Here is a 24,911-nt window from a genome sequence, read left to right as displayed (position 1 = left end):
CGCTATGAATAATTCTCTGAACGGTCGGGTCGTTGCGGTAACGGGGGCCTCCTCGGGCTTTGGCCTGGCGATGGCTCGGGCGCTGATTGCCGCCGGTGCGAAGGTGGGTATGATCGCGCGCCGTGAAACCCTATTGCAGCAGCACTGTGACGAGCTGGGCGAGCGCAGCTTGGCGGTTGCCGCTGATATCACCGACAGCGCGCAAGCGCAATCGGCAATAGAAACGGTCGCTCACCATTTTGGTGGTCTGGACGCGTTGGTGAACAACGCCGGTCTGGCGCGCCCCGGCTTTGTTGAAGACTGGCAAGACGACGAGATTCATCAACAGTTGCAGCTCAATATTGCCGCGACGCTTTATTGCAGTCGCGCAGCCGCCCACCTGTTAAAGCAGTCTGCCAACCCCCGGTTGATCAATGTGAGCAGCGCTAGTGCCCAGCACCATGACGAAATGGCGGGCCTGTCGCTTTACGCGGCCAGCAAGGCCGCTGTTGAGCGGCTGAGTCGCGACCTGCGCCGTGAGCTTGCCCCGGCGGGTGTCGGCGTCAGTATTTTGCGCCCCGGTGCCGCGATGACAGATTTCGCTGCAGCTTGGAGGTTTGAGCGCCTGCAGGTGGCGGTGCAGCAATGGCACCGTCAGGGACCGTGGATGGATAGCGGTATGCAGGCGGAGCATGTCGCACAGGCATTGCTGTTCTGTTTGTCGATGCCGCGCGGGGTGTCGGTGGACTTGCTGGAAATTCGCCCCTGCACGCCAGTTGAAAAAGTCACCCTGTAAAGGAGAGAGAAATGGTTGCTATCACCTATGTTGAACACGACGGCACCGAACACGCGGTCGATGTCGATGAGCAGATGAGTTTGATGGAGGGCGCCACTTTGAACATGGTGCCCGGTGTCGAGGGGATGTGTGGTGGGATTTGCTCCTGTGCAACCTGCCACTGCTATATCCCCGAGGAATGGCAAAGCCAGATGCCGCCGCTCAATGATGGCGAAAACAGCATGTTGGAGAATGCGATTGATCGCCGCGCCAACAGCCGTCTGGGCTGCCAGATTCCGGTGACGCCCGCGCTTGAAGGCATGCGTGTAGAGCTACCGGAAGAACAGGCCTAGGCCCTGCATTTACAATTAAAACGAGAAAATAATAATGAGTTTTCACAACAAAGTAGTGGTGGTTACGGGGGCGGGGCAAGGAATTGGCGAAGGCTATGCCAAACGCTGCGCCGCTGAGGGCATGCGGGTCGTGGTCGCTGAGCTAAATGCCGAGCAAGGCGAGCGGGTTGTGGCCGACATTCAGCAGGGCGGCGGTGAGGCGATGTTTGTGCGCACCGACGTAGGTGATGAGGCCTCGTGTATTGCCTGTGCGGAGGCAGCGAAGTCTGCCTACGGCAAGGTCGACTACCTCATTAACAATGCGGCGATCTTTGGCGACATGAAGATCGAAGGCTATATGAATGTCGATATGGACTACCTCGATACCTTCATGCGCGTGAATGTCCACGGCAGCCTGTTAATGGCGCGCGCCTGCGTCCCGCATATGCCGGAAGGCTCTGCGATAGTAAACCAGTCCTCCACGGCGGCGTGGATGAATATCGGTTTTTACGGCGTTGCCAAACTGGCACTCAATGGCCTGACCTGCTCGCTTGCCAATGAGCTGGGCTGGCGAAAAATTCGCATCAACGCTATCGCTCCCGGCCCGACCGAGACCCAGGGCTTGCGCAATACCGCAGGTGACTACGCCGACGAGTTGGTCAAGCAAATGCCACTGAGTCGCCTCGGCACGCCTGATGATATGGCCGATGCGGCACTGTTTTTGTTGTCCGACAAAGCCTCTTGGATCACCGGCCACATATTGAACGTGGACGGCGGTCAGTTTATGCGGGTGTAGGAGCGCTGCTATGACAGAGTCAAAACGTGAACGCGGTATTGAAAAGTTTAAAGAGGTGTATTGCAATGCCCTGCCCGAGCCGCCCAAGGAAGGTGAAGACCGCTTTTTCGACTTCATGTTGGGCTCGCTGTTTGGCGATCTGTGGGACAACGATACCCTAAGCATTCGCGACCGCAGGCTGTTGCTGCTGGGGGCAATAGCGGCCCAGGGGGAGGACATGACCTTCACCATTCAGGCCCAGTCGGCGTTTACACGCGGGGAGCTGGATGAGGCCCAATTGGAGGAGGCCGTGCTGTTTCTAACCCAGTATATTGGCTACCCAAGAGCCTCTAAAATGCGCATGGCGCTGATGGGGCTAATGGCCAAAATAAAGAAACAGGAGGGCGAGTAGCGTGGCAGACACGTCGCTAAGTGAACAGAATCGTCAGCGGGCCATCCGCTTTATTGAGTGCTTGTCGGCGGGCGACACCGATGGTTTTTTAGCCTTTTATCACCCTGATGCGACCCTGTGGACCTCGGGCCGAACGTTGATTTCCGGCCGTTATAATCTGGAAGAAATCTCGACGTCCGCAGTGGGCGTACTGGATGCCTTCCCAAATGGCCTTAAGTTCACGATCACCGCGACCACTGCCGAGGGTGAACGCGTGGCGGTGGAGGCCGAGAGTCGCGGCGACCACAGCTCTGGTCAGCATTATCACAACCGTTACCACTTTCTCTTTCGCTTCAAAGACGGGCGCATTATCGAGCTGAAGGAATATATGGACACCGAGTTGGTGAGTGACATTCTGTGCGGTGGTCAGCGCCCGGCGGCGAATGGCTAAAGCACGGCTCTGCTGTTTGTCGACTTTGTTCGCGCAGAGGATTTAAGTCCGGCGAAAGCTGTGACACAGTTAGCGCTATCGATACCACGATGAGGCGTAAGCGTAATGGCCATATTGGCGCTGTATGTTTTTTTGGCGTTGGGCGTGTCTTTTCTCTGCTCACTGCTCGAAGCTGTGTTGTTAAGTGTTAACTCCTCCTATATTGCGGCGGGCTTGGCCAGTGGTCAGCGCACCGCGACCTGGTGGCAGCGCTGCAAAGAAGATATCGACAAACCTCTGGCGGCCATTCTCAGTTTGAATACCATCGCCCACACCGTGGGTGCGGCGGGGGCGGGCGCGCAGGCCACGGCACTGTTTGGCGAAGTGTATTTCGGGGTGATCTCCGCGGTACTCACCCTGTTGATTCTGGTCTTTTCCGAGATTATTCCCAAAACGCTGGGCGCGCGTTACTGGCGTCAGCTGGCACCCGCCTGCGCGCTTATTTTGAAATGGGTGCAGCGCTTGATGTCGCCGCTGGTCTGGCTTACTCAGTGGATAACCATCTTTTTCAGTCAGAAAGAAGAAGCTGCATCCGTTAGCCGTGCCGAGTTTGCCGCCCTTGCCGAACTGGGTGTTGAGGAAGGAGTGTTCTCGCCGCGCGAAGCGCGGGCAGTGCGCAGCTTGCTGCACTTCAGTCGCCTAAAAGTGCGCGACGTAATGAGCCCGCGGCCGGTGATTTTTAGTTTGGATGGTGACAAAACCGCCGAGCAGGTTCTGGCTGAAAACCCCAGCTTGCCGTTCTCCCGCATTCCGATTTATCGCGACCAGGCCGATAACGTTTACGCCTTCGTGCGCAAAGACGAAATTTTACGCGCTGCGATCGAGGCGCCGGGCACAGTGCTGCACACCCTTCAGCGCCCACTGTTAATTGTGCCCGACAACTTGCCGCTGCGCGGCATGATTCAAAAGATGCTGGTACCCGGTAAACAAATGGCATTGGCCGTGGGCGAGTACGGCGAGTTGCACGGCTTGGTAACAACCGAGGATTTGGTGGAAACCTTGCTGGGCTTTGAAATTACCGACGAAACCGATGAAGTGGTCGATATGCAGGTATTTGCGCGTCAGCGCTGGGAGCAGCGCGCGCGGCAGATGGGCTTCCTACACGATGAGTTGGCCCATGGCGATAGCGACAAATCGCCGCAGTAGTGGAGTCGCCTCTGCGCGTTTTGGTATAACATCAGCCGTTTATTTTTTAGGATACAAGCGCCCAATGAAGAAATGGATAGTAGGGCTGTGCGTCGGCACGGTTATGTCGGGAAGTTCGCTATTGCAGGCAAATGAAAGCCCTGACCTGATTGCCGTGATGGGCGATATGCAGCGCTTTGCGCACAAACTGCAGCTGTCGCTGGATGCGAGCAACCTGACGCTGGCAGATTTTTATGCCCACGAGCTGGAAGCGGCGGTAAAGCAGGCCAGTGACATTGAAAGCTATGGCGACTATCCGGTAGGGCGCTTGTCGGCCAGTACGCTTAAACCGCTGGTGTTAAAGCTGGAAACGGCAATCGATAGCGGCGATGTCAGCCGAGCCAGCACGGCGTTTGATAAGTTGATTGATGGCTGCAATAGCTGTCACGAACTCACCGAGCACGGATACATCCATGTGCAGCGCAGCAGCGCGAATCCGTATATGCAGTCCTTTGCACCACGTTAGCGGCGGCGGGAATGCGCTGGTCATTCCCGCAGCACGGCTTAGCGGTCAGGCAGGGTGATGTTTAGCTCAAGTACCGAGCAGTTGCCAGCATTGTCCAAGGCCACTTCGACCTGATCCTGGTTCACATCCACGTACTTGCGTATCACTTCCAGCAGCTCTTGCTGAAGTTTTGGCAAATAGTCGGGCTGGTTCCGTTGATTGCGTTCGTGAGCAACAATGATTTGCAGCCGCTCTTTGGCGACGGCGGCGGTATCTTTTTTGTTGTTGCGGAAAAAGTCCAGGATGCTCATGCAGTCCTCCCGAACAGGCGCTTGAACAGGCCTTTTTGTTCCGCGTGAATAAAACGTTGCTCCACCTCTTCGCCGAGTAAGCGTGCCACGGCGTCGCTATAGGCTTGCCCCGCCGTGCTTTGGTCGTCGTGAATAACCGGAATACCCTGGTTTGACGCCTTCAATACGGTTTCTGACTCGGGGATAACACCCAGCAGTTTGGTTGCCAGAATTTCTTCGACATCTTCCACCGCCAGCATTTCGCCCTTGGCCACGCGCTCAGGGTTGTAGCGGGTGAGTAGCAGGTATTCTTCCACGCGCTCGCCGTTTTCGGCGCGGCGGGATTTGCTCTGCAAAATGCCGAGAATGCGGTCGGAGTCTCGCACTGAGCTTACCTCGGGGTTGGCAACCACGATCGCGGTGTCGGCGAAGTACAGCGCCATAAAGGCACCGTGTTCAATGCCCGCGGGTGAGTCGCAAATAATGTATTCAAAACCGTCGTCGGCGAGCTCTTTAAGTACGCGCTCTACACCGTCCACGCTCAGCGCATCTTTGTCGCGGGTTTGCGAGGCGGGGAGAATATACAAATTGTCGACGCGCTTATCTTTAATCAGCGCCTGGCGCAGCGTTGCGTCACCGTTGATCACATTGACAAAGTCATAGACAACGCGGCGCTCGCAGTTCATCACAATGTCGAGGTTGCGCAAGCCAATATCAAAATCGATAACGGCAGTTTTGTGGCCGCGTAGCGCCAAGCCACTGCTGATTGCGGCACTGCTGGTGGTTTTACCCACGCCGCCCTTCCCGGAGGTCACGACAATAATTTTGGCCAAAGCAAGGCTCCCTTATATGTTGGCAGGGCGGGTTGCGCCCTTCTTTCAATTAACTGAGTGGTTGAATCTCTAATGTTTGCTCGTCGAGGCGAATCTTTGCGGCGGACTTCCAATGCTGGCCGCGAAAATCTTCATCCAGCTTAAAGGTTCCGGCGATAGATACCAGTTCGGCCTCCAAACTCTGACAAAATATTCGTGCAGAAGTGTCGCCGCGTACACCTGCCAGAGCGCGTCCGCGGAGTGCGCCGTAAACATGAATATTGCCATCGGCGAGTACTTCCGCGCCGGCTGATACCGACGACAGCACAATTAAGTCGCCGCCAGCGGCGTAAACCTGTTGGCCGGAGCGAATCGGCGTGTCGATCACTTTGCTGGGCCGCGCAGTGGGCGCCTCGCTGGTTGGCGCGGCGGTCTCTGGCTCTGCTTTGACCGCAACGCTCACGGAAGCCTTGGAGGTGTCAGATGTATCGGCAGTTTCGCGAGCGGGGCGACCAGCGGGCATGATGGCCAGGCCGCAAGCGCGCGCCTGTTCCTGTATTGCGTCATCCGGGCTGCGCAGGGCGACGGGAATCAAGCCATGCTCGCGGCACAGTGCGGCCATTTCCTGCACGGGCGGCGCCAGCGTGCCCTGGTAGGGCTCTAGGTTGAGCACGACCGGGGTGTGCTGGAAAAAGGCCGGCGCTTCGGCGGCTTTGGCGCGCAACTGCTGCTCAAAGCAGCTGTGCTCATAGTCGCTGATATCGAGTTGCGTCAGCGGGAACAAGCCCGCTTTCAAGCGAAATTGCGGCGCGCTGCCGAAGGGGAGTTCTGCGTTTTGAGGTTTTGAATCCATGCGCTCAAGTGTACCGGAGTTTGCAATGAAAATGGCGGCTTCTTATAGCTTGATGTGGTGTTGGCCGCAAGTTGAAAACCCGCTTCCAGTGAGCGCACTGGCGCGGTCATTACTGGTGCACTACGTGCTGAATGCATCCCGCAGCGCCCTATAAAAGGGCGTTAGATGCGCGATTGATCGAAAAAACACCGACTTTCACTGCAATACTAATTTATGAAAAGCTGGCATTAAAGCTGCAGTGACCTTGTTATTCGCCGCTGCGATAGTGAGTTATGTAGCGGCTACTTTTGCAGCGTAAGCCAGGAGGGCACCGATGCAAGTCATCCTTTAAAGCAGTAAGGAGTGGTGTCATGGTTTATTCATCGTCTTTTGATTCGCCTCGCAAGTGGATCGTAGGTAGTGCACTGATGTTACTGACCGCCTGTGGCGGATCGGGAAGCTCATCGGGCGCAGGGGGAGAGGGAGGCGTAGTCGATGATCCCACCCCTCCTGTGGTTGAAACACCGGTTTTCTCTGAAAGCCGCTTTGATGGCGCCGCGCCAGATGCTGACACGGAGGGCCCCTACCAGATTGCCGGCCCCATCGATTACCAATATGCCGCGGTGATGGCCACCCGCAATATTGATGATAGCGACGGCAGCAGCGTCGACCAGTTTGCCGACCCGGTGGATATTCTCGGCGTGATTCACTACCCGGTGGTAGACAGCGCCAGTGACATACCCGAAGACGGCTTTCCGCTGATTTTGTTCCAGCACGGCCGCCACTCAACGTGTTCGACTACTGGCGATGCCAGTGGCGACGAATCTTCTGGCACGGACTGCGAAGCAAACGGTTTAGTGCCTATCCGCTCGGATAAAGGCTATGACTATATCGCCGACACCATGGCCTCCCACGGCTATGTGGTGCTGTCGGTGGATGTGAATGACATCAACGCCCAGGACTCCGGTTCTAACGACCAGGGCATCACCGCCCGAGCGGAAGTGATATTGCACCACTTGGATATTTTCCGCGATATCGCCACCCAGCCCGACTCGGCTTACCACCAGGATGAGGCCGGTAATGACTTTAGTGTTTTGCTCGACAGCATTGACCTCAGCCGCATCGGCCTGATGGGGCACTCCCGGGGCGGTAATGGGGTTGCCAAAACCATCACCTACAACCAAGACCCGCAATTTCGCCGCACTAGCGATTTTGACCAGCCCCACGACATAAAGGCGGTGTTCTCCCTAGCACCTACTGATTTTGACTCCGAACTGCCGCTCAATACCGCCTGGGCCACTCTGTCACCCTACTGTGACGGCGATGTGTCGACCCTCCACGGCGTATATATGTATGACAATGTTCGCTACAACGCCGACGATGTGTCGCAGCCGCAATTCATGCTTACCGCGATGGGCGCCAACCACAATTACTACAACGACTTTTGGTTTAACGATGACGCCACCCTGAATGGCTTTGACCCCTATTGCACGGAAGCCTCGCCGGTAAGCGGCCGCTTTAGCCGCAGTGACCAACGCCGCCATGGCGAGTTTTTGATCAGCAGCTTCCTGCGCCTTTTCGCTGGCGGTGAAGAGCAATTCGCCGGGTATTGGAGCGCCTTGGATAGCGCGCCCGCCAGTGCCTGTCCAGAGGGGGTTGATACCTGTGATGAGCGACTGCATTTGTCCTTTCATCAGTCGTCAGAAAACCTGATCGTCGTCGACAAAACGCTCAGCGAGGATTCGTTACTAATGAACGAGTTTGGCGCTAATACATTTGACGGCTTCACCTTTACCGGCTGGTGCGCGCCAAATGGCGGTAGTTTGGAAGACTTACTGGGCATGAATGAAGACCGTTGCCCGTCGCCGTCAACCATCTCTAAAGCGCCGCAGGTGTTTGCCAATTATCTGGGAACGGGCGCCAGTATTGAATTTGCCCTGCCCGCCGAGGGGCTGGACGCCAGCGCGGCAGACTTTCTGACGCTGCGTATGGGGGTGAGTGTTACGCCGGAAAATGCCACCGGCCAGGACCTGCATCTCACGCTCAGCGATGTGTCTGGCAACGCCGTGACCCTGCTCGCCAGTGACTACAGCGACGCGCTGTATTTTCCGCCGGGGCTGACGGTATCGGCGCGCGATACCGGAGCCAAGACGGTCATTAATATGCTGCCGTTCCGACTGGATGCCAAAGTGATTCACGATGCTGGTGTCGACCTCAGTGCGCTGTCGTCAATTAAATTAGCCTTTGACCAAAAGCCCGCGGGCACCTTTCAGTTGACCGATGTGCTGTTTCAGACTGTCCCCTACCGCTAACACTTTTAGTGCGTGACCACTCTCCCGGATGGTCGTTTCACAGCTTGCGCCCGCCCTCGGGCGCTTTTTTGTTTCTGGCCGATAAATCCGGGCTTTTCTTGTTTTTCGTATCACTGACGAAAGAGGAGAAGATTTATGGCGACAACAGGCATTGCGCAACGCAGCTATCTGCTGGCAGGTGCGCTGGGTGCGATACCGTTTATTGCAGCGCTGTGGGCGGTGTATGTCGGCGGCAGTTGGGCTGGCCTGACCGGCCAGGTGGCGTTGCACAGTTATGGCGTGGCTATCACCGCTTTTATGGCGGGAACGCTTTGGGGAGGGACCTTTTCGGCGCCGCGCTTTAACGATGCCTTGCTGGGAATGGCGGCGGCGATCGCGGTGGCATTTACGGTGTGGATGCCAATGGCGCAAGCCTACCTTACGCTGGCCATCCTGCTCGGTATTCTCTGGTGTTATGACTTGTTTCGCTATTACCGCTATGGCTTACCCAGCTGGTATATCAGTTTGCGCTGCTGCCTTAGCAGCGTTGCGATCGCCTGCTTACTCGCCGGGCTGTTCATTGTGCGCCTGGCTTAATTGCGCAGGCGCCTGCGAACTTGAGCAAAGCGGTAGGCGCCCCAAATGCCGATGGCCGCGCCGGCGGCGACTAAGCCCCATGCCAAACTGACCAGCAGCGCTTGTTGAGCGTAGAAATGCAGGATGGCTGCACCAGCAGCGGCGAAGGCGAGGGCGCTGCGCAAATAGGCAAGCAGCGTGCGTTCATTGGCGAGAAGGGTGCGCTCTAAGGCGAGCTGGTCGCGTACTTGGCTGTCTTCCATGTGGCGCTCCTGTGTAAAGGTGCAAACACTATAGCGTGTCGATATTCTCCAGGCACCAGTCGGCGCGTTGCAACACGGCTTGTTGCTTGTCATCAGCCATCTTATCCCAGCTTTTGTAAACCATGCCGACCCTCGGGTTACGCGCAAAATTCTCGCGGTGGCGCAGCATAAAATGCCAGTACAGGCTATTTAAAGGGCAGCTTCGCTCGCCTGTTTTTTCTTTCACCTTGTAGTGGCAGTCGCCGCAGTAGTCGCTCATTTTGTTCATGTAGTTACCGCTCGCGGCGTAGGCTTTACTGGCCACCAAGCCGCCATCGGCGTACTGGCTCATGCCGCGAGTATTGGGCATTTCCACCCACTCCAGGGCATCGATATAAATGCCCAGGTACCAGCTGTCGACCGCATCGGGATGAATGCCAGCCAGCAGCGCAAAGTTCCCGGTGACCATTAGGCGTTGGATATGATGGGCGTAGGCGTGCGTCAGCGACTGGTCTATTGCCTGCTTCAGGCAGTGCATGTGTGTCTCGCCGTTCCAATACCAACGCGGCAGCGGTCGCTGGGCATTCAGGGCATTGCGCTCGCCGTAGTCGGGCATATTTGCCCAATAAACGCCGCGCACAAATTCTCGCCAGCCTAAAATCTGGCGGATAAAACCCTCGATTTGCGCAATGTCTATCGCGCCATCGCTTCGCTCAAAGGCATTCAGAGATGCATCAATCACCTGCTTTGGCGACAACAGCTTGCTGTTCATCGCAAAGGCGAGGCGCGAATGGTAAAGGCTCCATCGGTGGTCGCTACGTGCAGTCATGGCGTCTTGAAAGCGGCCGAAGTTCGGTAGCAGCTGCTCACAAAAATACGTGAGCAGTTGTAGGGCCTGCTGGCGGGTAATCGGCCAGGGAAGCTCGTCGCTGCACTGGCCGATGCTGGCGATGTTGTGGCGGGCAATGCGCTCGCGAATCGGCCCGACGGGGTTGGCAAAACACAGCGCCTCGGGGATGGCATCGAGGTCCTCAGCACTGAGCTTGTTGCGGTTATCCGCATCGTAATTCCACCGCCCGCCACGGGGCTCGTCGCCGTTTTCCCCGTCCATTAACACGTGAAAGCGTTTGCGCATCTTGCGATAAAAAAATTCCATTTTCTGGGCTTTGCCTGCCGTAAAATACTGCCCCAGTTCCGCAAAGGGCAGCATGAAGTGCTCGCTGTCTACGCAGTGATGCTGCACGCCATTTGCTAGTGTCAGCGCTTGTAACTGCTGGTGCACCCGGTACTCGTCAGGTTGCTGATACTCCAGCTGTGAAACCGCGTAGTGGCGGCATAAGCGTTGCAGCAGGGCGTTGAGGTCGGCATCTTCTGCAGTGTCATCCAGGTCCAGGTGCAGGACATGGTGGCCCGCTTTTTTTAGCGCATTGGCAAACTGCTCCATGGCGGCGAAAAAGCCGCACAGTTTCTGAATGTGGTGTCGGCAGTAGCTGGCTTCCTGATGCAGCTCGGCAATAACGTAAAGGGTTTGATCGTCGTGCTCTCGGTACCAGCTGTGGCTGGCATTCAGTTGGTCACCGAGAATCAATCGCAGGCGTTGATACTGGCGCATTATCCGGCTCGCTTCGTCGGGGTGGTGTTGAGTTTGGGGCGCACATGCGTGGCCAAGATGCGTTGGGCTTCTTGCTTAACATCGGGACGGGCGCGCCACTGCCAGAACACGCTTCGTGCTGTTTTCCCGCTGACGCTAATATCGACGATGGGTAGCGGGTAATCCTCGCCCGGTGTGAAGTGATACATCGCCGCCTCCAGCGGTGGAATATGCCACGGTTGATGGATGACGGGGCTGGGCAGGTTTGCCAGCTCTGGCAACCACTGGCGAATAAAGGTTCCCTCGGGGTCGTGCTCCTGGGATTGTTTAACAGGGTTGTAGATGCGCAGCGTATTGATCCCGGTAACGCCGGCTTGCATTTGCATTTGTGGGTAGTGAATGCCGGGCTCAAAATCCAGAAAGAGTGACGCCAAGTGCTGGCTACCCCGCGTCCAATTGATCCGTAGGTGATGGCAGAGAAAGCTCACTAACATAGCGCGCATCCGAAAGTTGATGTAACCGGTGGCCTGCAGGCAGCGCATGCAGGCATCCACTAAAGGATAGCCGGTTTTACCCGATTGCCAGGCGATCAGGTCGCGCTCCGCGTCTTCCCCCTCCCGCCATGGAAACGCCTCGTAGGCGCGATTGAGTGGCCGCTTCTCCATTTCACATTCACTTTCAAATTTCTGCATAAAGTGACAGTGCCAGTGAAGCCGTGAGGAAAAGGCGACATGGCTGCGAGACCAGCCCGGCGTGCGCCAGCGCGCGAGCAAATATTGATAGACCTCGCGCAGGCTAATGCAGCCCCACGCCAAGTATGGCGACAGACGGGAACATGCGGCGCGACTCAGCTCAGGGCTGGACAGTGAGCGGTAGTAGTCCTTGCCACGGTGCTCAAAGAAGCTGTGCAGGGTTTGCCAGGCGGCATCAGCGCCGCCCTGCTGAAAGGCGGCGTTTGGACTTGTCCAGCTTGCCGGTGGCTGCATGTCAAAGTCGTTTAGCTGCAGTGGCTCTGAAAATGTGGTGCTATTCAGTGATGGCGCGGCCGGTGAGGCGCGCATGACTTTCTGCCATCGACTGTCCCAGCCGCGCCGATGCGTTGCGCCGCGCTGAACCGCACCGCTAGGGCTTTGCTGCCAGCGTATGTTTGATGCGGTGAAGAACGCGGCAAGTCGGCGGTCGCGAGCAAACGTGGAGGCCAGCCCGATTTCCTGGTGGCTGAAAACGGTGTCGATGGTAAGGCGCTGCTGCAGAGCGGAAAAAATCGCCAGTGGCTCGCCGTGCAATACCTGAACGTGTCCGCCAAAGGGTTTCAGCGCAGTTTGCATGGCTTCCAGCGACTGCCACACAAAGCGCCAATGACGTTCATCGTAGTGCGGGTCGGCCAGTAATTCCGGTTCGAAAATGTATAGAAGTAGTACCGGTCCGCCCGCTGCGCAGGCGTTGACAAGGGGGGCGTGGTCGCTGAGGCGAAGGTCGCGTTTTAGCCACACCAGTTGAATGGCGCGGCTCATTGCCCCTCTCTCAGGATGGGCCAGTCAACGATATCGATATGGTCGAGCTCGACGGCGGTGGCGTCCTCGCCGAGCCAGTGACGGCGGAATTCACCATCGGGGTCGAACTGTTCGGTTTGCTTATTCAGGTCAAAGTGTCGGTGTCCGCGCGGGTCAGCGCCAACACCTGCCAGATACTGCCAATTCCCCCAGTTGCTGGCGACGTCGTAATCGATGAGCTGGCGCTGAAAATAAGCCGCGCCGTAGCGCCAGTCCAGTCCCATCTCATGGACGAAGCAACTCGCGACGATCTGCCGCCCTCGGTTACTCATGTAGCCGCTGGCATTTAGCTCGCGCATACACGCATTAACGATTGGGTAGGGCGTTGTGCCCTCGCACCACTGGCGAAAGCGTTGTGGGTAAAAGCTGGTTAGCGGTTTTTGGTGCTTAATGCCTGAAAATGAAAACAGGTCTGCGCCGTGGCGCAGGGCATAGAACTGGAAGTACTCCCGCCAAAGTAACTCGACGTAAATCCACTCGGTGGAGCCATTGCGCTGCACGCTTTGCTCGTAGTCGATCAGCGTATCGAGCAGCCGCCTGGGCGACAGGCAGCCGTTTGCCAGCCAGGCAGAAAACTTGGTTGAGGTCTCCCACCCCCACAGTGCATTGCGTGTTGCTTTGTACTGGGTGGGCAGCGCTGTTGAAAAATAGTTTTTCAAGTGAGCGATGGCAGCCGTTTCACCGCCAATAAACCGTTGCTCGCCAGCGGCGCTATAACCTGCGTGGCTCTCGGTGCGCCAACCGGCAGGTGGCGGCGGAAGAGAAGCGGGTGCGGCGAGCGCGGGGCTGGGAAGCTGGTCGCCGAGTTTGCGGCGAAATTTTGAAAAGCTTTCGGGCAGGCCACCCAGCGAAAACGGCAGCTCGTCGACTTCAAACAGACAGTGATTATTGGCCTCGATAAAACGGCAGTCGGGGAGCTGTTGTTGCAGGGCTTGCCACTGTCGGCGCTCATCCAGCCCGATGGCCTGCGCCTGCGCGATGACTGCAACGTCGTAGCGCTCGACCAGCGCCGGAATCGTGCGCCCTGCCGACGCCTCGACAATGGTAAGTCGCTGGCCCATCGAGGCCAGTTGCGCCTGTAGGTCGCGCAGACTCTCCTGGATAAATTTCAGGCGGTGGCTACCCAGAGCCGGGGTCTGACAGAATCGAGGCCGGAATAACTCTGGGTCCAGGCAATACACGAGCAACAACTCGTCTACATGACTGGCAATGCGCCGCAGCGCTGCATTGTCGTGCAGACGAAGGTCATTGCTGAATAAAAATAGTCCTCGGCGCATGCCTAACCCCAGTAGTGGTCTCTAGAACTTATAGGGCGTCGGGGAGGCTTTGGATTTGCTAAAAGGTGGCGGGAAAATAAGGCCCCCACCCCGGGGGAGTGGGGCGAGAGCCTAAAAGGGAGCTGGCTTACTTCGCCGCGAGGCGGCGCAGGATATAAAGTGCCAGCAGGGTGCTTAGCGCACCGGAGAGCAGGTAGCCGGACACGGCGGTCAAACCGAAGTGCACAGACAGGCCCAGGGCGATCAGCGGGGCAAAGGCTGCGCCGAACAACCAGGCGAAGTCAGAAGTCAGTGCCGCACCGGCATAGCGGAAGCGCGGGGCAAAGTTGTCGGTAACGGTTCCCGACGATTGGCCATATGACAAGCCGAGCAGCGCAAAGCCGATCAGGATGAAGGCGTTTTGCGCACCCGCCGAGCCGCCAAGTAGTGCGGGGGCAAAGGCGGCGAAGGCAGCGATCAGCACCGCCATCGAGGCAACCAGCGCCCGCTTACCGAGGCGGCTGGCAATCAGGCCCGAGGCGAGGGTTGCGACAACGCCGATCACACCGCCGAAGATTTGCACGGTCAGCACATTGGTGATGACCTGAGAGTTCTGCAGCGAGATCCACGACAGCGGGAAGATCGTCACAATGTGGAACAGGGCGTAGCTGGCCAGTGCCGCAAAGGCGCCGAGGAAGATCGTTGGGCCTTCTTCATCGAGCATTCTCTTGGTGCTGACCGGCTCCAGTTCTTTCTCTTCCATCGCCAGTGTGTACTCTTCGGTGAGCACTAGGCGCAGCCGTGCGAACAGGGCGACAACGTTAATTGCGAAGGCGACAAAGAAGGGGTAGCGCCACGCCCAGTTTTGGAAATCTTCCTGGCTTACGCTGAGTGTTAGGTATAAGAACAATGCATTGGCAAGCAGGAAGCCGATAGGCGCACCCAGCTGACCGAACATGGTATACCAGTTGCGCTTAGCCGGGGGCGCATTCAATGCGAGCAGTGATGGTAGGCCGTCCCATGAGCCGCCTAACGCAAAGCCCTGCAAGATCCGGAACACGGCAAGCAGGAAGATGGCGCTGCCACCCAGGCTGGCGTAGCTTGGCAAAAAGGCGATGCCCGCCGTCGCCGTTCCTAACAGGAAGAGCGATACGGTTAGCTTAACGCTTCGGCCCCAGCGGCGCTGAATGGCCATGAATAGTGCGGTGCCGAAGGGGCGAGCGACGAAGGCCATAGCGAAAATGGCAAAGCCATAGAGCATGCCATTTAGCGAGTCAGTAAAAGGAAAGAAGACATGCGGGAAGACCAGCACGCAGGCGATACCGAACACGAAGAAGTCAAAATGCTCGGAAGCTCTGCCGATAATGACGCCCACTGCTATTTCGCTGGGGGCGACTGGAGAGTGTCCCGCTGGGGTTTTCATGTCCTCAGCTGTTGAGGTATTTGCTGTTAAATTTGCCATAGTCAGAAGGTGTTTTCCGCCCGTAGTACTCTGAGTGACACGAAGCCTAACGGCTTTGTTTGAAAGCGAACATAGGACAAATTGTCCAATTCTCACTCCCTATTCGTTCACGTACAGTCCACAACCCAATGCAATAACTGGACAAGCGTGTAGCGATGACAGTGTTCAAAACCCTTATCAAATCATTAGCTGCGACGGCGGGCGTCGCAATGATCAGTGGCTGCGACTGGGTTGTTATGTCGCCCTCGGGCGATATCGCCGCTCAGCAGGCTGACCTGATTATTTGGGCAACGGTACTTATGTTAATTATCGTTGTGCCCGTCATTGCGCTGACGCTGCTGTTTGCTTGGCGCTATCGCGCGTCGAACAAAAAAGCAACATACCAGCCCGACTGGGATCACTCAACGCATTTGGAGTTAGTGATCTGGGCGGCGCCGCTGGCAATCATTATTGCTCTGGGCGCCATGACCTGGGTGAGTACTCACCAACTCGACCCTTACCGTCCGCTCGACCGCGTAGACGAAGGCAAGCCGGTTCCGGCCGGTGTGGAGCCGCTGATCGTGGAAGTGGTCGCGATGGATTGGAAGTGGTTGTTTTTCTACCCCGAGTACGATGTGGCGGCGGTTAACGAGCTGGCGGCACCGCTGGATCGTCCGATCAAATTTAAGATCACCGCAACAACGATGATGAACTCGTTTTTCATCCCGGCCCTGGCGGGCCAGATCTACGCCATGGGCGGCATGGAAACGCAGTTGCACGCCGTTATTAATGAGGAAGGCGTCTACGACGGTTTCTCTGCTAACTACTCCGGTGCCGGCTTTAACGGTATGCGCTTTAAATTCCACGGCAAGACCGACGAAGGCTTTGCTCAGTGGCTGGACACCGTTAAAAGCCAGGGCACCGAGTTGAGCCGTACCGCGTATAAAGAGCTGGAGAAACCCAGTCAGTATGACCCGGTTCGCTACTTCAACACGGTGATGCCTGGCCTCTACGACGCCATTCTTAACCGCTGCGTTGATCCCGGCACGCTCTGCATGAAGGACATGATGGGCGGCCACAGTGGTCATCAGGATCACAGTCAACACGAGGCAGATCACCATGCGCATTGATGCCTCACATTTTGAGCGGGTTGCAGTGCAGCCCTTCCATTCACCCGAACAGCGCCTGGGGCGCCGGTAATTCCCATGTCTGACACGTTCGACCTAGGTAAAATGATTTTTGGCCGACTCAGTCTGGAGGCCATTCCTTACCACGACCCAATTATTGTGGCGACTTTCGCCATGGTAGCGATTGGGGGTGTTGCCCTGCTGGTTGCGATCACTCGCGCCAAACTGTGGGGCTACTTGTGGACCGAATGGTTTACCAGTATCGATCATAAACGCATCGGTGTGATGTATATGATTCTGGGCATTGTGATGATGCTGCGCGGCTTTGCCGACGCGATCATGATGCGTATCCAGCAGGCCATCGCGTTTGGTGATTCCATGGGCTACCTGCCGCCGGATCACTACGACCAGATCTTCACCGCCCACGGTGTGATTATGATCTTCTTCGTGGCCATGCCCTTTGTGGTCGGCATTATGAACTACATCGTGCCGCTGCAAATCGGTGCCCGCGATGTCGCCTTCCCCTTCCTTAACAACTTCAGCTTCTGGATGACGGCCTCGGGCGCGATTTTGGTGATGATGTCACTGTTCGTGGGCGAGTTCGCGAAATCGGGCTGGCTGGCCTACCCGCCTTTGACCGGGATACTGCAAAGTCCGGGCGTGGGGGTGGACTACTATATTTGGGCCCTGCAGATTGCCGGGGTCGGTACACTGCTGTCGGGCGTCAACTTCGTGGTTACTATCGTGAAGATGCGCGCACCGGGCATGTCGATGATGAAAATGCCGGTATTCACCTGGACAGCGCTGTGCACTAACGTCCTGATTGTGGCGGCTTTCCCCGTGCTGACTGCGGTGCTGGCGATGCTGTCTATGGATCGCTACCTCGACACTAACTTCTTCACCAACGACCTTGGCGGTAACGCCATGATGTACGTGAACCTGATCTGGATTTGGGGTCACCCCGAAGTCTATATCCTGATCCTGCCACTGTTTGGTGTGTTCTCAGAAATTGTGGCGACCTACAGCGGCAAGCGTCTGTTCGGTTACTCGTCGATGGTCTACGCGACAGTGGTCATTACCATCCTGTCCTACCTGGTATGGCTGCACCACTTCTTCACCATGGGAAGCGGGGCAACGGTGAATAGCTTCTTCGGCATCACCACCATGATCATCTCGATCCCGACCGGTGCCAAGGTGTTCAACTGGCTGTTTACCATGTACCGCGGTCGTATCAAGTTTGACGTGCCCATGCTGTGGACGGTCGGCTTTATGGTGACCTTTGTTATCGGTGGTATGACGGGCGTACTGTTGGCTGTGCCTTCCGCTGACTTTGTACTGCACAACAGCCTGTTCCTGATTGCTCACTTCCACAATGTGATTATCGGTGGTGTGGTCTTTGGTGTGTTTGCGGCTATCGCCTACTGGTACCCGAAAGTAACGGGATACAAGCTGGACCCCTTCTGGGGCAAAATGACCTTCTGGTTCTGGATTATCGGTTTCTATCTGGCCTTTATGCCGCTGTACGTATTGGGCCTGATGGGCGTAACGCGTCGCATGAGCCACTTTGACGATCCGTCGCTGCAGATCTGGTTCCAGATCGCGCTGGTCGGCGCCGTGTTAGTCGGCATCGGTATTATCTGCTTCCTGCTGCAGTTCTATTTCAGCTACCGCAAGCGCGACCAACTGCGCGACGAAACCGGTGACCCCTGGGATGGCCGTACGCTGGAGTGGTCGACCACGTCGCCGCCGCCGCAGTACAACTTTGCCTTCACCCCGCGCGTGCATGACAACGACGCCTGGTGGCAAATGAAGGCCAACGGTGTGAAGCGCCCTCAAGACGGCTTCTTACCGATCCATATGCCGAAAAATACAGCGGCGGGAATGGTGATTGCCGGTATCAGCACGGTGCTGGGTTTTACCCTGATCTGGCACATGTGGCTGCCCGCGGCGCTGTCGTTGGTGGCGCTGATTCTGGCGACCATCGTGCATACCTTTAACTACGATCGCGATTACCACATCCCCGCTGATGAGGTGGCGCGCATCGAAACGCAAGCAAGTGAGGTGAAAGCCTAATGTCACATCCCACTGCCACGGCTGCGACGAAAAACGGCGACCTGGAGTTTTTCGTGCGCGGCGATCACCACGCGCCTAACGGTACGCTGCTGGGTTTCTGGTTGTACCTGATGAGCGACTGCCTCATCTTTGCGGCACTGTTTGCAACCTATGGGGTACTCAGCCAAAGCTTTGCCGGTGGCCCCACTGGTGCCGACTTGTTCGACCTGCCGCTGGTGGCGATCAACACCGCCTTCTTGTTGCTGTCGTCGATCACCTACGGTTTTGCACTGCTGCAAATGCAGCAGAACAAGCTGCAGGGCACACTGCTCTGGCTGGCGCTCACCGGCGTGTTGGGCACGGCGTTTTTAAGCGTTGAGCTGTATGAGTTCTACCACCTGATTCATCAGGGAGCGGGCCCACAGCGCAGTGCGTTTCTAACCGCCTTCTTTGCATTGGTCGGTACCCACGGCTTGCACGTAACCATTGGTGTGATTTGGTTGGTAACGCTGTTGCTGCAGCTGTCTAAGCACGGCCTGACCTTAACGAATCGCCGCCGGGTATTTTGTCTGTCGATGTTCTGGCACTTCCTTGATGTCATTTGGATTGGTGTCTTTACCTTTGTCTATCTGATGGGGTCTATGTCATGAGCGATCATCACGATCACGAACACCACGAAGAGCTGCCGCACGCGTCCTTTAGCGGCTATATGATTGGCTTTTTGGCGTCGGTGTTTCTCACGGCCATTCCGTTCTGGCTGGTTATGGGCAATGTCTTCGACTCCAATAGCACGACTGCGATGGTGATCCTCGGGTTCGCCGTTGTGCAGATTCTGGTGCACATGGTGTACTTCCTGCACATGAATTTTCAGTCCGAAGGCGGCTGGAATATGCTGTCGCTACTATTTACAGCGGTGCTGCTGTTCATCACTTTGTTCGGCTCATTGTGGGTCATGTACAACATGAACGTCCGCATGATGCCGGGGATGATGTAAGGCGCTTATGGCTGCCTCGCCCACGTCGCGCCGCCATCAGTTCTTTCTTGCCGTTGCCATGCTGGTCGCATTGGCAACGGCGGCGGGCTTGGTGGCCTTGGGTAACTGGCAACTGGAGCGACGGGTATGGAAGCTCGGGCTGATTGAGCGCGTCACTGCACGCGTGGACGCCGCTGCGCAAGCGGCGCCAGGCATTGCAGATTGGCCCGGTATCAATCGAGACCGCGATGAATACCGCCACATTCGCCTTCGCGGCGAATACCTTAGCGATGCGACACTGCTCGCCAAAGCCGTCACCGAACTGGGCAGCGGCTACTGGGTGATGACACCGCTGCGCACCGAGCACGCCGGCACGGTGATGGTGAATCGCGGCTATATCGATCAAGGCGTGAGCGCACCTTTACCACCGGAAGGGCCTCAGGAAGTGACGGGCTTGCTCAGGCTCACTGAGCCAGAGGGCGCATTTCTGCGCGATAACCTCCCTGAACAACAGCGCTGGTATTCGCGGGATGTCGAGGCAATGGCAAACGCCTTGAGCGTGCCGCTGGCGCCATACTTCGTCGATGCAAAAACGGCGGAATCCGGTGCCAATGCCCCGGTCAGTGGGCTGACTGTTGTCACCTTTCACAACTCTCACATGGTGTACGCCTTGACCTGGTATGCGCTAGCCGCCATGGTTTTGGCTGCGGCTGCTATGCTGTATCGAGAGGCGAAGCGCCGCCGCTAAGCAGGCCGGCGCGCTCTAGAGCTGGATGGCCGTCTCTTACGTATAATAACGACCGCTATCACCGCGTGGGAGAAACCCTAGAATGTCACACCCCCGGGCCAGGGCAGGCGCTCTGTTGGCCGCCATGTCGCTGCTCAGCTATCGCAACAATGAAACCCTCAGCAAACATATGCGCCAGCTGGTGCAGCTGCGCTGGTTGGCGGTGCTCGGGCAGCTATTTACTATATTGGTCACTCATTTTAGTTTGGGGGTCGATCTGCCGCTGGCAAAAATGTGTGGGGTATTGGCGGGTCTGGCGGCCTACAACCTGGTGTACGAAATCAGTTTGCGTCTCGGTCGCGAGCTCTACGCCGGCGAGTTATTTGTCGGACTGCTGGTCGACATGTTCACCCTCACGGCTCAGCTCTACCTGAGCGGCGGCGTCAGCAACCCCTTTGCCTTTCTTTATGTACTGCAAGTGGGGTTGGCGGCGGTGCTGATGGTGGCGCCACTGGCCTGGACGCTGGCGGGCGTCGCCGCACTGTGTTTTTTGTGGCTGGCGGAAGTCGGCCATCCGCTGGCTGGCTTGCCACTGGACTACCACCTCGGTGTCGACAGTGTTTACGTGCAGGGCATGTTTATCTGTGTGGTACTGACGGCAGCCTTGTTGGTGATCTTTGTTAACCGTATTACCCGTACTCATAGAGAACACGACGCCCGCCTTGCCGACTTGCGGCAGCGGGCCGCCGAGGAAGAGCATATTCTGCGAATGGGTTTGCTCGCCTCCGGCGCGGCCCACGAGTTGGGAACGCCGCTGGCGACCATCGACGTTATTTTGGGTGACTGGCGCCACATGCCGGTGTTCCGCGACTCCGTCGATCTGGGGGATGACATCGGCGAAATGCAAACCCAGGTTAAGCGCTGCAAGGAGATTGTTAGCGGGATACTCATGTCGGCGGGCGAAACGCGCGGTGAAGTCTCGGTAGAAACTACCGTTTGTGAGTTTTTTGATGAGCTGGTCGATGAATGGCGCAGCACACGCAATAGCCGAGAGTTGCGCTTCGACAACCAGTTTGGCGAGGATGTCGATATCGCCTCAGACTCGGTGCTGAAGCAAACCGTGTGTAATCTGCTGGATAACGCTTTAGAAGCGTCGCCGCAATGGATTGCGCTGACCGTGCAGCGCGACGCCGACACCTTAATTATTGCGGTGCGCGACCACGGCCCCGGTTTTGCTGCGGAAGTTTACCAGCGCCTCGGCCAGCCCTATCAATCCACCAAAGGGCGGCCAGGTAGCGGATTGGGGCTGTTTCTGGTGTTTAACGTAGCGAGGATGTTGGGCGGTGTATTTGCGGCGCGCAACCTTGACGAGGGCGGTGCGGAGGTTATGCTTCGCCTCCCCCTCGATGCGCTGGTGTTAAAAGAGGACTAATGCAATGGCTGAGGCCGAGCACGATCAGAAAACCTTGTTGCTCGTCGAAGACGACGAGGCGTTTGCGCGCACGCTCCGCCGTTCATTTGAGCGCCGCGGCTATAAGGTTCATCACGCCACCCGCCTGGAACAGGTGGAAGCGCTGCTGGCAGAGGTCTCTCCCGGTTACGCCGTGGTGGACTTAAAGCTCGATGGCGAGGCCTCGGGTCTTGCCTGTGTGCAGGCCCTGCATAAACACGACAGCGATATGCTCATTGTGGTGCTCACCGGCTACGCAAGCATTGCCACGGCGGTTGAGGCGGTGAAACTTGGCGCCTGCCACTACTTAGCTAAGCCTTCAAATACCGATGACATTGAAGCGGCTTTCAACAATGCCGAAGGCAACGCCGATATAAAAGTGACGGGGCGTGCGACCTCCATCAAAACCCTGGAGTGGGAACGCATCCACCAGACGCTGGCTGAAACCGACTTTAACATCTCTGAGACCGCACGCCGCCTCGGTATGCATCGCCGCACACTGGCGAGAAAACTGGCTAAGCAGCAAGTTAAATAAACGGCGCTCGCCAACCCTATCCCAATAATCGAATTTTCCTTTCTCCCACGCCGAAAGGGCTGCGGTGTGGTGCCGTTACTGCTACTTCTGCGCAGGCGCAAGAAAACGCATGCCCCTTAATAGCAAATGAAAATCGTTCTCGTTATAATGCGCTGCAGCGCCAACTCGCGCCTGCGCGGCGTAGTCATCGCGCTGACAAATTAGGGATGAAAAAGCAGAGAGACGGGAGTGATGGCGGGAACGCGCACTGAAAAAATCTGGCGGTTTGTGTTGGCTGGGCCGCTGGTACTACTTGCCACGCTCATTATTATGGCGGGCAGTTCTCTCTGGCTGCCGGAGGGGCAGGCACAGGTTAATAACTTCGTTATTCCGGTAGTGCTGCTGCCCGCGATCTGGGCAGTGCTGTTCTTTTATAGCGTATTGGATCGGCTGGGCCGCGCTTCGGTAGTGATCTTTATATTGACTGCCGTGCACGCGGCGTTGATTGCGCAGCACCTACTGCAAGCGCAGCAATAAACGGCGAGAATTCGATGCTAAAGCTACAGCAAAAAACGACTCAAACGATGCTGGCGCTTCACGGCTGGGGCGCGGTGATTTTCGGCCTGCTGCTCTACTGGGTGATCTTAACCGGCACGATCGCGGTATTCGCCGACGACATAAATGACTGGGCCTCGCCGCTGCCGGCCGCTATACCGGAAACCTTTCCACTGGGCACTGATGCTATGTTGAGAAAGGCCGCCGCCGATGTGGCGCCTGAATATCTCGACGAGCTCATTGTCTTTGCAACTGCAGGCGGTCGTATCCGTGCTTTTTTCCACACTCATGCTGAGGCAGAGGATGGAGAACACCCGGAAGAAAAGGGGGTGTTATTCGTATTTGACCCGGCCAGTGGAGACATCCTGCAGCGCTTTGAGGGCACCCAGAGCGAGATCGAAGCGCAAAGCCACTACGGCAAGCTCGGGCACTTTCTGGTCGAATGGCATGTGCAACTGCATGTGCCCTCGCCTTGGGGCCTGATGTTAACCGGTATTCTTGGCCTGAGTTTATTAGTCGCCTGCGTTAGCGGTTTTGCCATGCACCGCCATCTTATTAAAGATGCGTTTTTACGTCGCCGGCGCGGTGGAGATGTGCTCAGTCACAAAGACGCTCACGTGATGGCGAGTACCTGGAACCTGCCGTTTGCGTTTATTTTGGCGTTTACCGGCAGCTTCTATAGCCTGGCCGGCGCCTTTGCCATTCCCGCCATTGCCATGGTGGCGTTCGGCGGCGACCAGGAAAAACTTATCGAAACTGTTCAGGGCTTACCTCCGGCCGAGGACCCGCGCCCTGCCGAAATGGCGAATATCGACGCCATGTTGGAAGACGTTCGGGCGGCGGGGCATCGCACGCGGTTTTTAACCGTCGACCACTGGGGAAGGCAAGACGCACGCATTAGCGTATTTCCCTGGCAAGCAGAGGGCGAGCTGCTGCCCAAAGGCTACGCCTTCGACGCCCAGACTGGTGAAAATCTTGGTGAAAAACCGGCTCTGGGGCAATCGCCCTCGCTGGGCAGTGACCTGGTTGCGCTTATGGGGCCGCTGCATTTTGGAAATTTTGCCGGTTGGTTGTCGAAAACGGTGTGGTTCGCTCTGGGGTTTGCCGGCGCCTATGTCTGTATTAGTGGCCTGACCCTATGGGTTAAGCGCCGAGAGCAGCTGAAAACATGGCAGTATCTACTGCGGGCAACACTATGGAGTGCTTGGGGGCTTCCTCTTGCACTGGTCGCCGCCGCGGCGGCCTATTTGCTGCAGCAAGCTGGTGTGCTGGCTGGGGCAGTTGAGCCACTGATGTTCAAGGCCTTCGGTCTTTGCCTGGTGCTAAGCGGCATTCTTGCCAGCGTCGTTCGACGTGTTACTGGCGTGCGGCGAATACTCGTCATCAGTTTGGGGCTAGGACTTTGCGCCTTGGTAGCGCTGCGTTTGTTGCTAGGCGGCCCGGGCTGGGTAAGCGCGGCCACAGGTGGTTTAACGGCTGTTGTGGTTTTGGATGTTGCCCTACTGCTTGGCGGGGCCTGGCTGCTTCGCCGTGAATGGTGTCAAACCCTGGCGTTGCCCGAGGAACCCCTCATCGATACCGGCGACATGGAGGTGAACACGCCATGATGTTGCTGCTCAGCATCGTCGTCAGCGCGCTTAGCGTAACAGCGCTCGCCCTGCGCGACCCAAAGCGATTGCGTTGGCGTCAAAAATTAGCCCGCTATGGCGCAAGCCCCGCCAAGGGCTTTTCACCACTTCCGCAACGTCATCGTAGATGGCTACTCACCGCAATGCTTGTGCCCGGTGTGCTGCTCGCGCTGGCGGGAATGTGGGCCAGCCTGATGTTATGGTTGGGTGCCAGCCTAACCTATGGCTGGCTGCTCTCCGAAGTTCTTGCAGCCCGTCCTTAAACGACCACACAACAATACATGCCATACGCGTTTGCTATCGTGTAGACGGGGTCCACGTCATTAGAGGATAAAGGGTGCTCATCAAAGAATGCAATAAAACAAACCCTATGAGGGGGGAAAGTTGGCTACTTGCGCTCATCGCTGCCGGAGGGCACCAGCGTTAAATAGGGTGCGGTTAAACCGCCGCAACAACGAAGCGGCTCCGCTTCTGGCGTGGGCAAAGTTTCGTTCCTCGATTGCACTTCGCGCTTCACCTTCTCTGGTGTGGGAAATTTCGAAACTGAGTTAGGCTTCTTGTTGATTATCATTATTCCCCCTTACTTGATTTCAGCTAGCGCACCGGCGAGGGCGGCATTGGCTTTCGCT

General features: G+C 57.0%; 27 protein-coding genes. 19 read left to right on the top strand and 8 right to left on the bottom strand.

The window, feature by feature from the left end; genetic code table 11:
- Positions 1-4: 4 nt before the first annotated feature.
- From AC2Q8J_RS08820 to AC2Q8J_RS08790, 7 genes are all read left to right on the top strand, one after another.
- The gene (locus AC2Q8J_RS08820; RefSeq protein ID WP_486451084.1) at positions 5-775 is read left to right on the top strand and encodes an SDR family oxidoreductase; all 771 of its coding nucleotides are present in this window, start codon (positions 5-7) and stop codon (positions 773-775) included.
- A gap of 11 nt (positions 776-786) precedes the next feature.
- A complete protein-coding gene (locus AC2Q8J_RS08815) occupies positions 787-1,107 on the top strand; it encodes a 2Fe-2S iron-sulfur cluster-binding protein (protein WP_486451083.1) in 321 nt (106 codons plus the stop codon).
- A 34-nt stretch (positions 1,108-1,141) separates the two neighbouring features.
- Entirely contained in the window at positions 1,142-1,882 is a 741-nt protein-coding gene (locus tag AC2Q8J_RS08810) for an SDR family oxidoreductase (protein ID WP_486451082.1), read from the top strand.
- Between the two features lie 10 nt (positions 1,883-1,892).
- Positions 1,893-2,273: a carboxymuconolactone decarboxylase family protein gene (locus tag AC2Q8J_RS08805; RefSeq protein WP_204994631.1), complete on the top strand. Its 381-nt coding sequence runs from the start codon at positions 1,893-1,895 to the stop codon at positions 2,271-2,273.
- 1 nt (position 2,274) lies between these two features.
- Positions 2,275-2,703, top strand: coding sequence for a nuclear transport factor 2 family protein (locus AC2Q8J_RS08800; RefSeq protein WP_374972859.1), 429 nt, complete (start codon positions 2,275-2,277; stop codon positions 2,701-2,703).
- Between the two features lie 105 nt (positions 2,704-2,808).
- On the top strand, positions 2,809-3,888 hold the full coding sequence (locus AC2Q8J_RS08795) for a CNNM domain-containing protein (protein WP_204994630.1): 1,080 nt from the start codon (positions 2,809-2,811) through the stop codon (positions 3,886-3,888).
- 64 nt (positions 3,889-3,952) lie between these two features.
- The gene (locus AC2Q8J_RS08790; protein WP_204994629.1) at positions 3,953-4,393 is read left to right on the top strand and encodes a hypothetical protein; all 441 of its coding nucleotides are present in this window, start codon (positions 3,953-3,955) and stop codon (positions 4,391-4,393) included.
- A gap of 38 nt (positions 4,394-4,431) precedes the next feature.
- On the opposite strand, the gene minE is transcribed toward AC2Q8J_RS08790, so the two are convergent.
- Genes minE through minC form a run of 3 tightly spaced genes read right to left on the bottom strand, consistent with a single transcriptional unit; the run spans position 4,432 to position 6,327 of the window.
- Positions 4,432-4,683 carry a cell division topological specificity factor MinE gene (gene minE, locus AC2Q8J_RS08785; protein ID WP_027873106.1) on the bottom strand — a complete coding sequence of 84 codons (252 nt, stop codon included), beginning with the start codon at positions 4,681-4,683 and terminating at the stop codon, positions 4,432-4,434.
- Entirely contained in the window at positions 4,680-5,495 is an 816-nt protein-coding gene (gene minD / locus AC2Q8J_RS08780) for a septum site-determining protein MinD (protein WP_372877626.1), read from the bottom strand. The genes minE and minD overlap by 4 nt, the downstream gene beginning before the upstream one ends.
- A 49-nt stretch (positions 5,496-5,544) precedes the next feature.
- Positions 5,545-6,327: a septum site-determining protein MinC gene (gene minC / locus AC2Q8J_RS08775; RefSeq protein ID WP_486451081.1), complete on the bottom strand. Its 783-nt coding sequence runs from the start codon at positions 6,325-6,327 to the stop codon at positions 5,545-5,547.
- Between the two features lie 350 nt (positions 6,328-6,677).
- On the opposite strand from minC, the gene AC2Q8J_RS08770 reads away from it, so the two are divergent.
- Both AC2Q8J_RS08770 and AC2Q8J_RS08765 read left to right on the top strand, forming a co-directional pair.
- Positions 6,678-8,618: an alpha/beta hydrolase gene (locus AC2Q8J_RS08770; RefSeq protein ID WP_286696301.1), complete on the top strand. Its 1,941-nt coding sequence runs from the start codon at positions 6,678-6,680 to the stop codon at positions 8,616-8,618.
- Positions 8,619-8,753: 135 nt separating this feature from the next.
- On the top strand, positions 8,754-9,194 hold the full coding sequence (locus tag AC2Q8J_RS08765; RefSeq protein WP_286838625.1) for a DUF3429 domain-containing protein: 441 nt from the start codon (positions 8,754-8,756) through the stop codon (positions 9,192-9,194).
- Here the strand turns inward: AC2Q8J_RS08765 and AC2Q8J_RS08760 are convergent.
- The 5 genes from AC2Q8J_RS08760 to AC2Q8J_RS08740 all read right to left on the bottom strand — a co-directional run bounded on the left by AC2Q8J_RS08760 (position 9,191) and on the right by AC2Q8J_RS08740 (position 15,238).
- Positions 9,191-9,436 carry a DUF202 domain-containing protein gene (locus AC2Q8J_RS08760; protein ID WP_204994624.1) on the bottom strand — a complete coding sequence of 82 codons (246 nt, stop codon included), beginning with the start codon at positions 9,434-9,436 and terminating at the stop codon, positions 9,191-9,193. The two genes, AC2Q8J_RS08765 and AC2Q8J_RS08760, sit on opposite strands and share 4 nt — an antisense overlap.
- 28 nt (positions 9,437-9,464) lie before the next feature.
- The gene (locus AC2Q8J_RS08755; protein ID WP_486451080.1) at positions 9,465-11,027 is read right to left on the bottom strand and encodes a cryptochrome/photolyase family protein; all 1,563 of its coding nucleotides are present in this window, start codon (positions 11,025-11,027) and stop codon (positions 9,465-9,467) included.
- Positions 11,027-12,520, bottom strand: coding sequence for an FAD-binding domain-containing protein (locus AC2Q8J_RS08750; RefSeq protein ID WP_486451079.1), 1,494 nt, complete (start codon positions 12,518-12,520; stop codon positions 11,027-11,029). Before AC2Q8J_RS08750 ends, AC2Q8J_RS08755 begins: the two co-directional genes overlap by 1 nt.
- On the bottom strand, positions 12,517-13,836 hold the full coding sequence (locus AC2Q8J_RS08745; RefSeq protein WP_486451078.1) for a DASH family cryptochrome: 1,320 nt from the start codon (positions 13,834-13,836) through the stop codon (positions 12,517-12,519). The genes AC2Q8J_RS08750 and AC2Q8J_RS08745 overlap by 4 nt, the downstream gene beginning before the upstream one ends.
- 127 nt (positions 13,837-13,963) lie before the next feature.
- The gene (locus AC2Q8J_RS08740) at positions 13,964-15,238 is read right to left on the bottom strand and encodes an MFS transporter (protein ID WP_486451077.1); all 1,275 of its coding nucleotides are present in this window, start codon (positions 15,236-15,238) and stop codon (positions 13,964-13,966) included.
- A gap of 194 nt (positions 15,239-15,432) precedes the next feature.
- Between AC2Q8J_RS08740 and cyoA the strand changes: the two genes are divergently transcribed.
- The 10 genes from cyoA (at position 15,433) to AC2Q8J_RS08690 (ending at position 24,545) form a co-directional block, all read left to right on the top strand.
- On the top strand, positions 15,433-16,386 hold the full coding sequence (gene cyoA / locus AC2Q8J_RS08735) for a ubiquinol oxidase subunit II (RefSeq protein ID WP_204994619.1): 954 nt from the start codon (positions 15,433-15,435) through the stop codon (positions 16,384-16,386).
- Between the two features lie 75 nt (positions 16,387-16,461).
- A complete protein-coding gene (gene cyoB, locus AC2Q8J_RS08730) occupies positions 16,462-18,456 on the top strand; it encodes a cytochrome o ubiquinol oxidase subunit I (protein ID WP_486451076.1) in 1,995 nt (664 codons plus the stop codon).
- Positions 18,456-19,085 (top strand): cytochrome o ubiquinol oxidase subunit III, encoded by a 630-nt coding sequence (gene cyoC / locus AC2Q8J_RS08725; RefSeq protein ID WP_204994618.1) that lies wholly within the window; start codon positions 18,456-18,458, stop codon positions 19,083-19,085. Before cyoB ends, cyoC begins: the two co-directional genes overlap by 1 nt.
- Positions 19,082-19,429: a cytochrome o ubiquinol oxidase subunit IV gene (gene cyoD / locus AC2Q8J_RS08720; RefSeq protein WP_027873096.1), complete on the top strand. Its 348-nt coding sequence runs from the start codon at positions 19,082-19,084 to the stop codon at positions 19,427-19,429. The genes cyoC and cyoD overlap by 4 nt, the downstream gene beginning before the upstream one ends.
- 7 nt (positions 19,430-19,436) lie before the next feature.
- A complete protein-coding gene (locus tag AC2Q8J_RS08715) occupies positions 19,437-20,156 on the top strand; it encodes an SURF1 family protein (protein ID WP_486451075.1) in 720 nt (239 codons plus the stop codon).
- A gap of 82 nt (positions 20,157-20,238) precedes the next feature.
- The gene (locus AC2Q8J_RS08710) at positions 20,239-21,567 is read left to right on the top strand and encodes an ATP-binding protein (RefSeq protein WP_288362323.1); all 1,329 of its coding nucleotides are present in this window, start codon (positions 20,239-20,241) and stop codon (positions 21,565-21,567) included.
- Between the two features lie 4 nt (positions 21,568-21,571).
- Positions 21,572-22,120, top strand: a complete 549-nt coding sequence (locus AC2Q8J_RS08705) for a response regulator transcription factor (protein WP_027873093.1) — start codon at positions 21,572-21,574, stop codon at positions 22,118-22,120.
- Between the two features lie 231 nt (positions 22,121-22,351).
- Positions 22,352-22,636 (top strand): hypothetical protein, encoded by a 285-nt coding sequence (locus AC2Q8J_RS08700; RefSeq protein WP_204994614.1) that lies wholly within the window; start codon positions 22,352-22,354, stop codon positions 22,634-22,636.
- A gap of 14 nt (positions 22,637-22,650) precedes the next feature.
- The gene (locus AC2Q8J_RS08695; RefSeq protein WP_486451074.1) at positions 22,651-24,261 is read left to right on the top strand and encodes a PepSY-associated TM helix domain-containing protein; all 1,611 of its coding nucleotides are present in this window, start codon (positions 22,651-22,653) and stop codon (positions 24,259-24,261) included.
- The gene (locus tag AC2Q8J_RS08690; RefSeq protein WP_486451073.1) at positions 24,258-24,545 is read left to right on the top strand and encodes a hypothetical protein; all 288 of its coding nucleotides are present in this window, start codon (positions 24,258-24,260) and stop codon (positions 24,543-24,545) included. Before AC2Q8J_RS08695 ends, AC2Q8J_RS08690 begins: the two co-directional genes overlap by 4 nt.
- The last annotated feature ends 366 nt before the right edge of the window (positions 24,546-24,911 follow it).

The organism is Spongiibacter sp. C9W (genome assembly GCF_057370015.1).
Note: the sequence above shows the minus strand (reverse complement) of the source record. Positions and strands in the feature narration are given on the sequence as shown.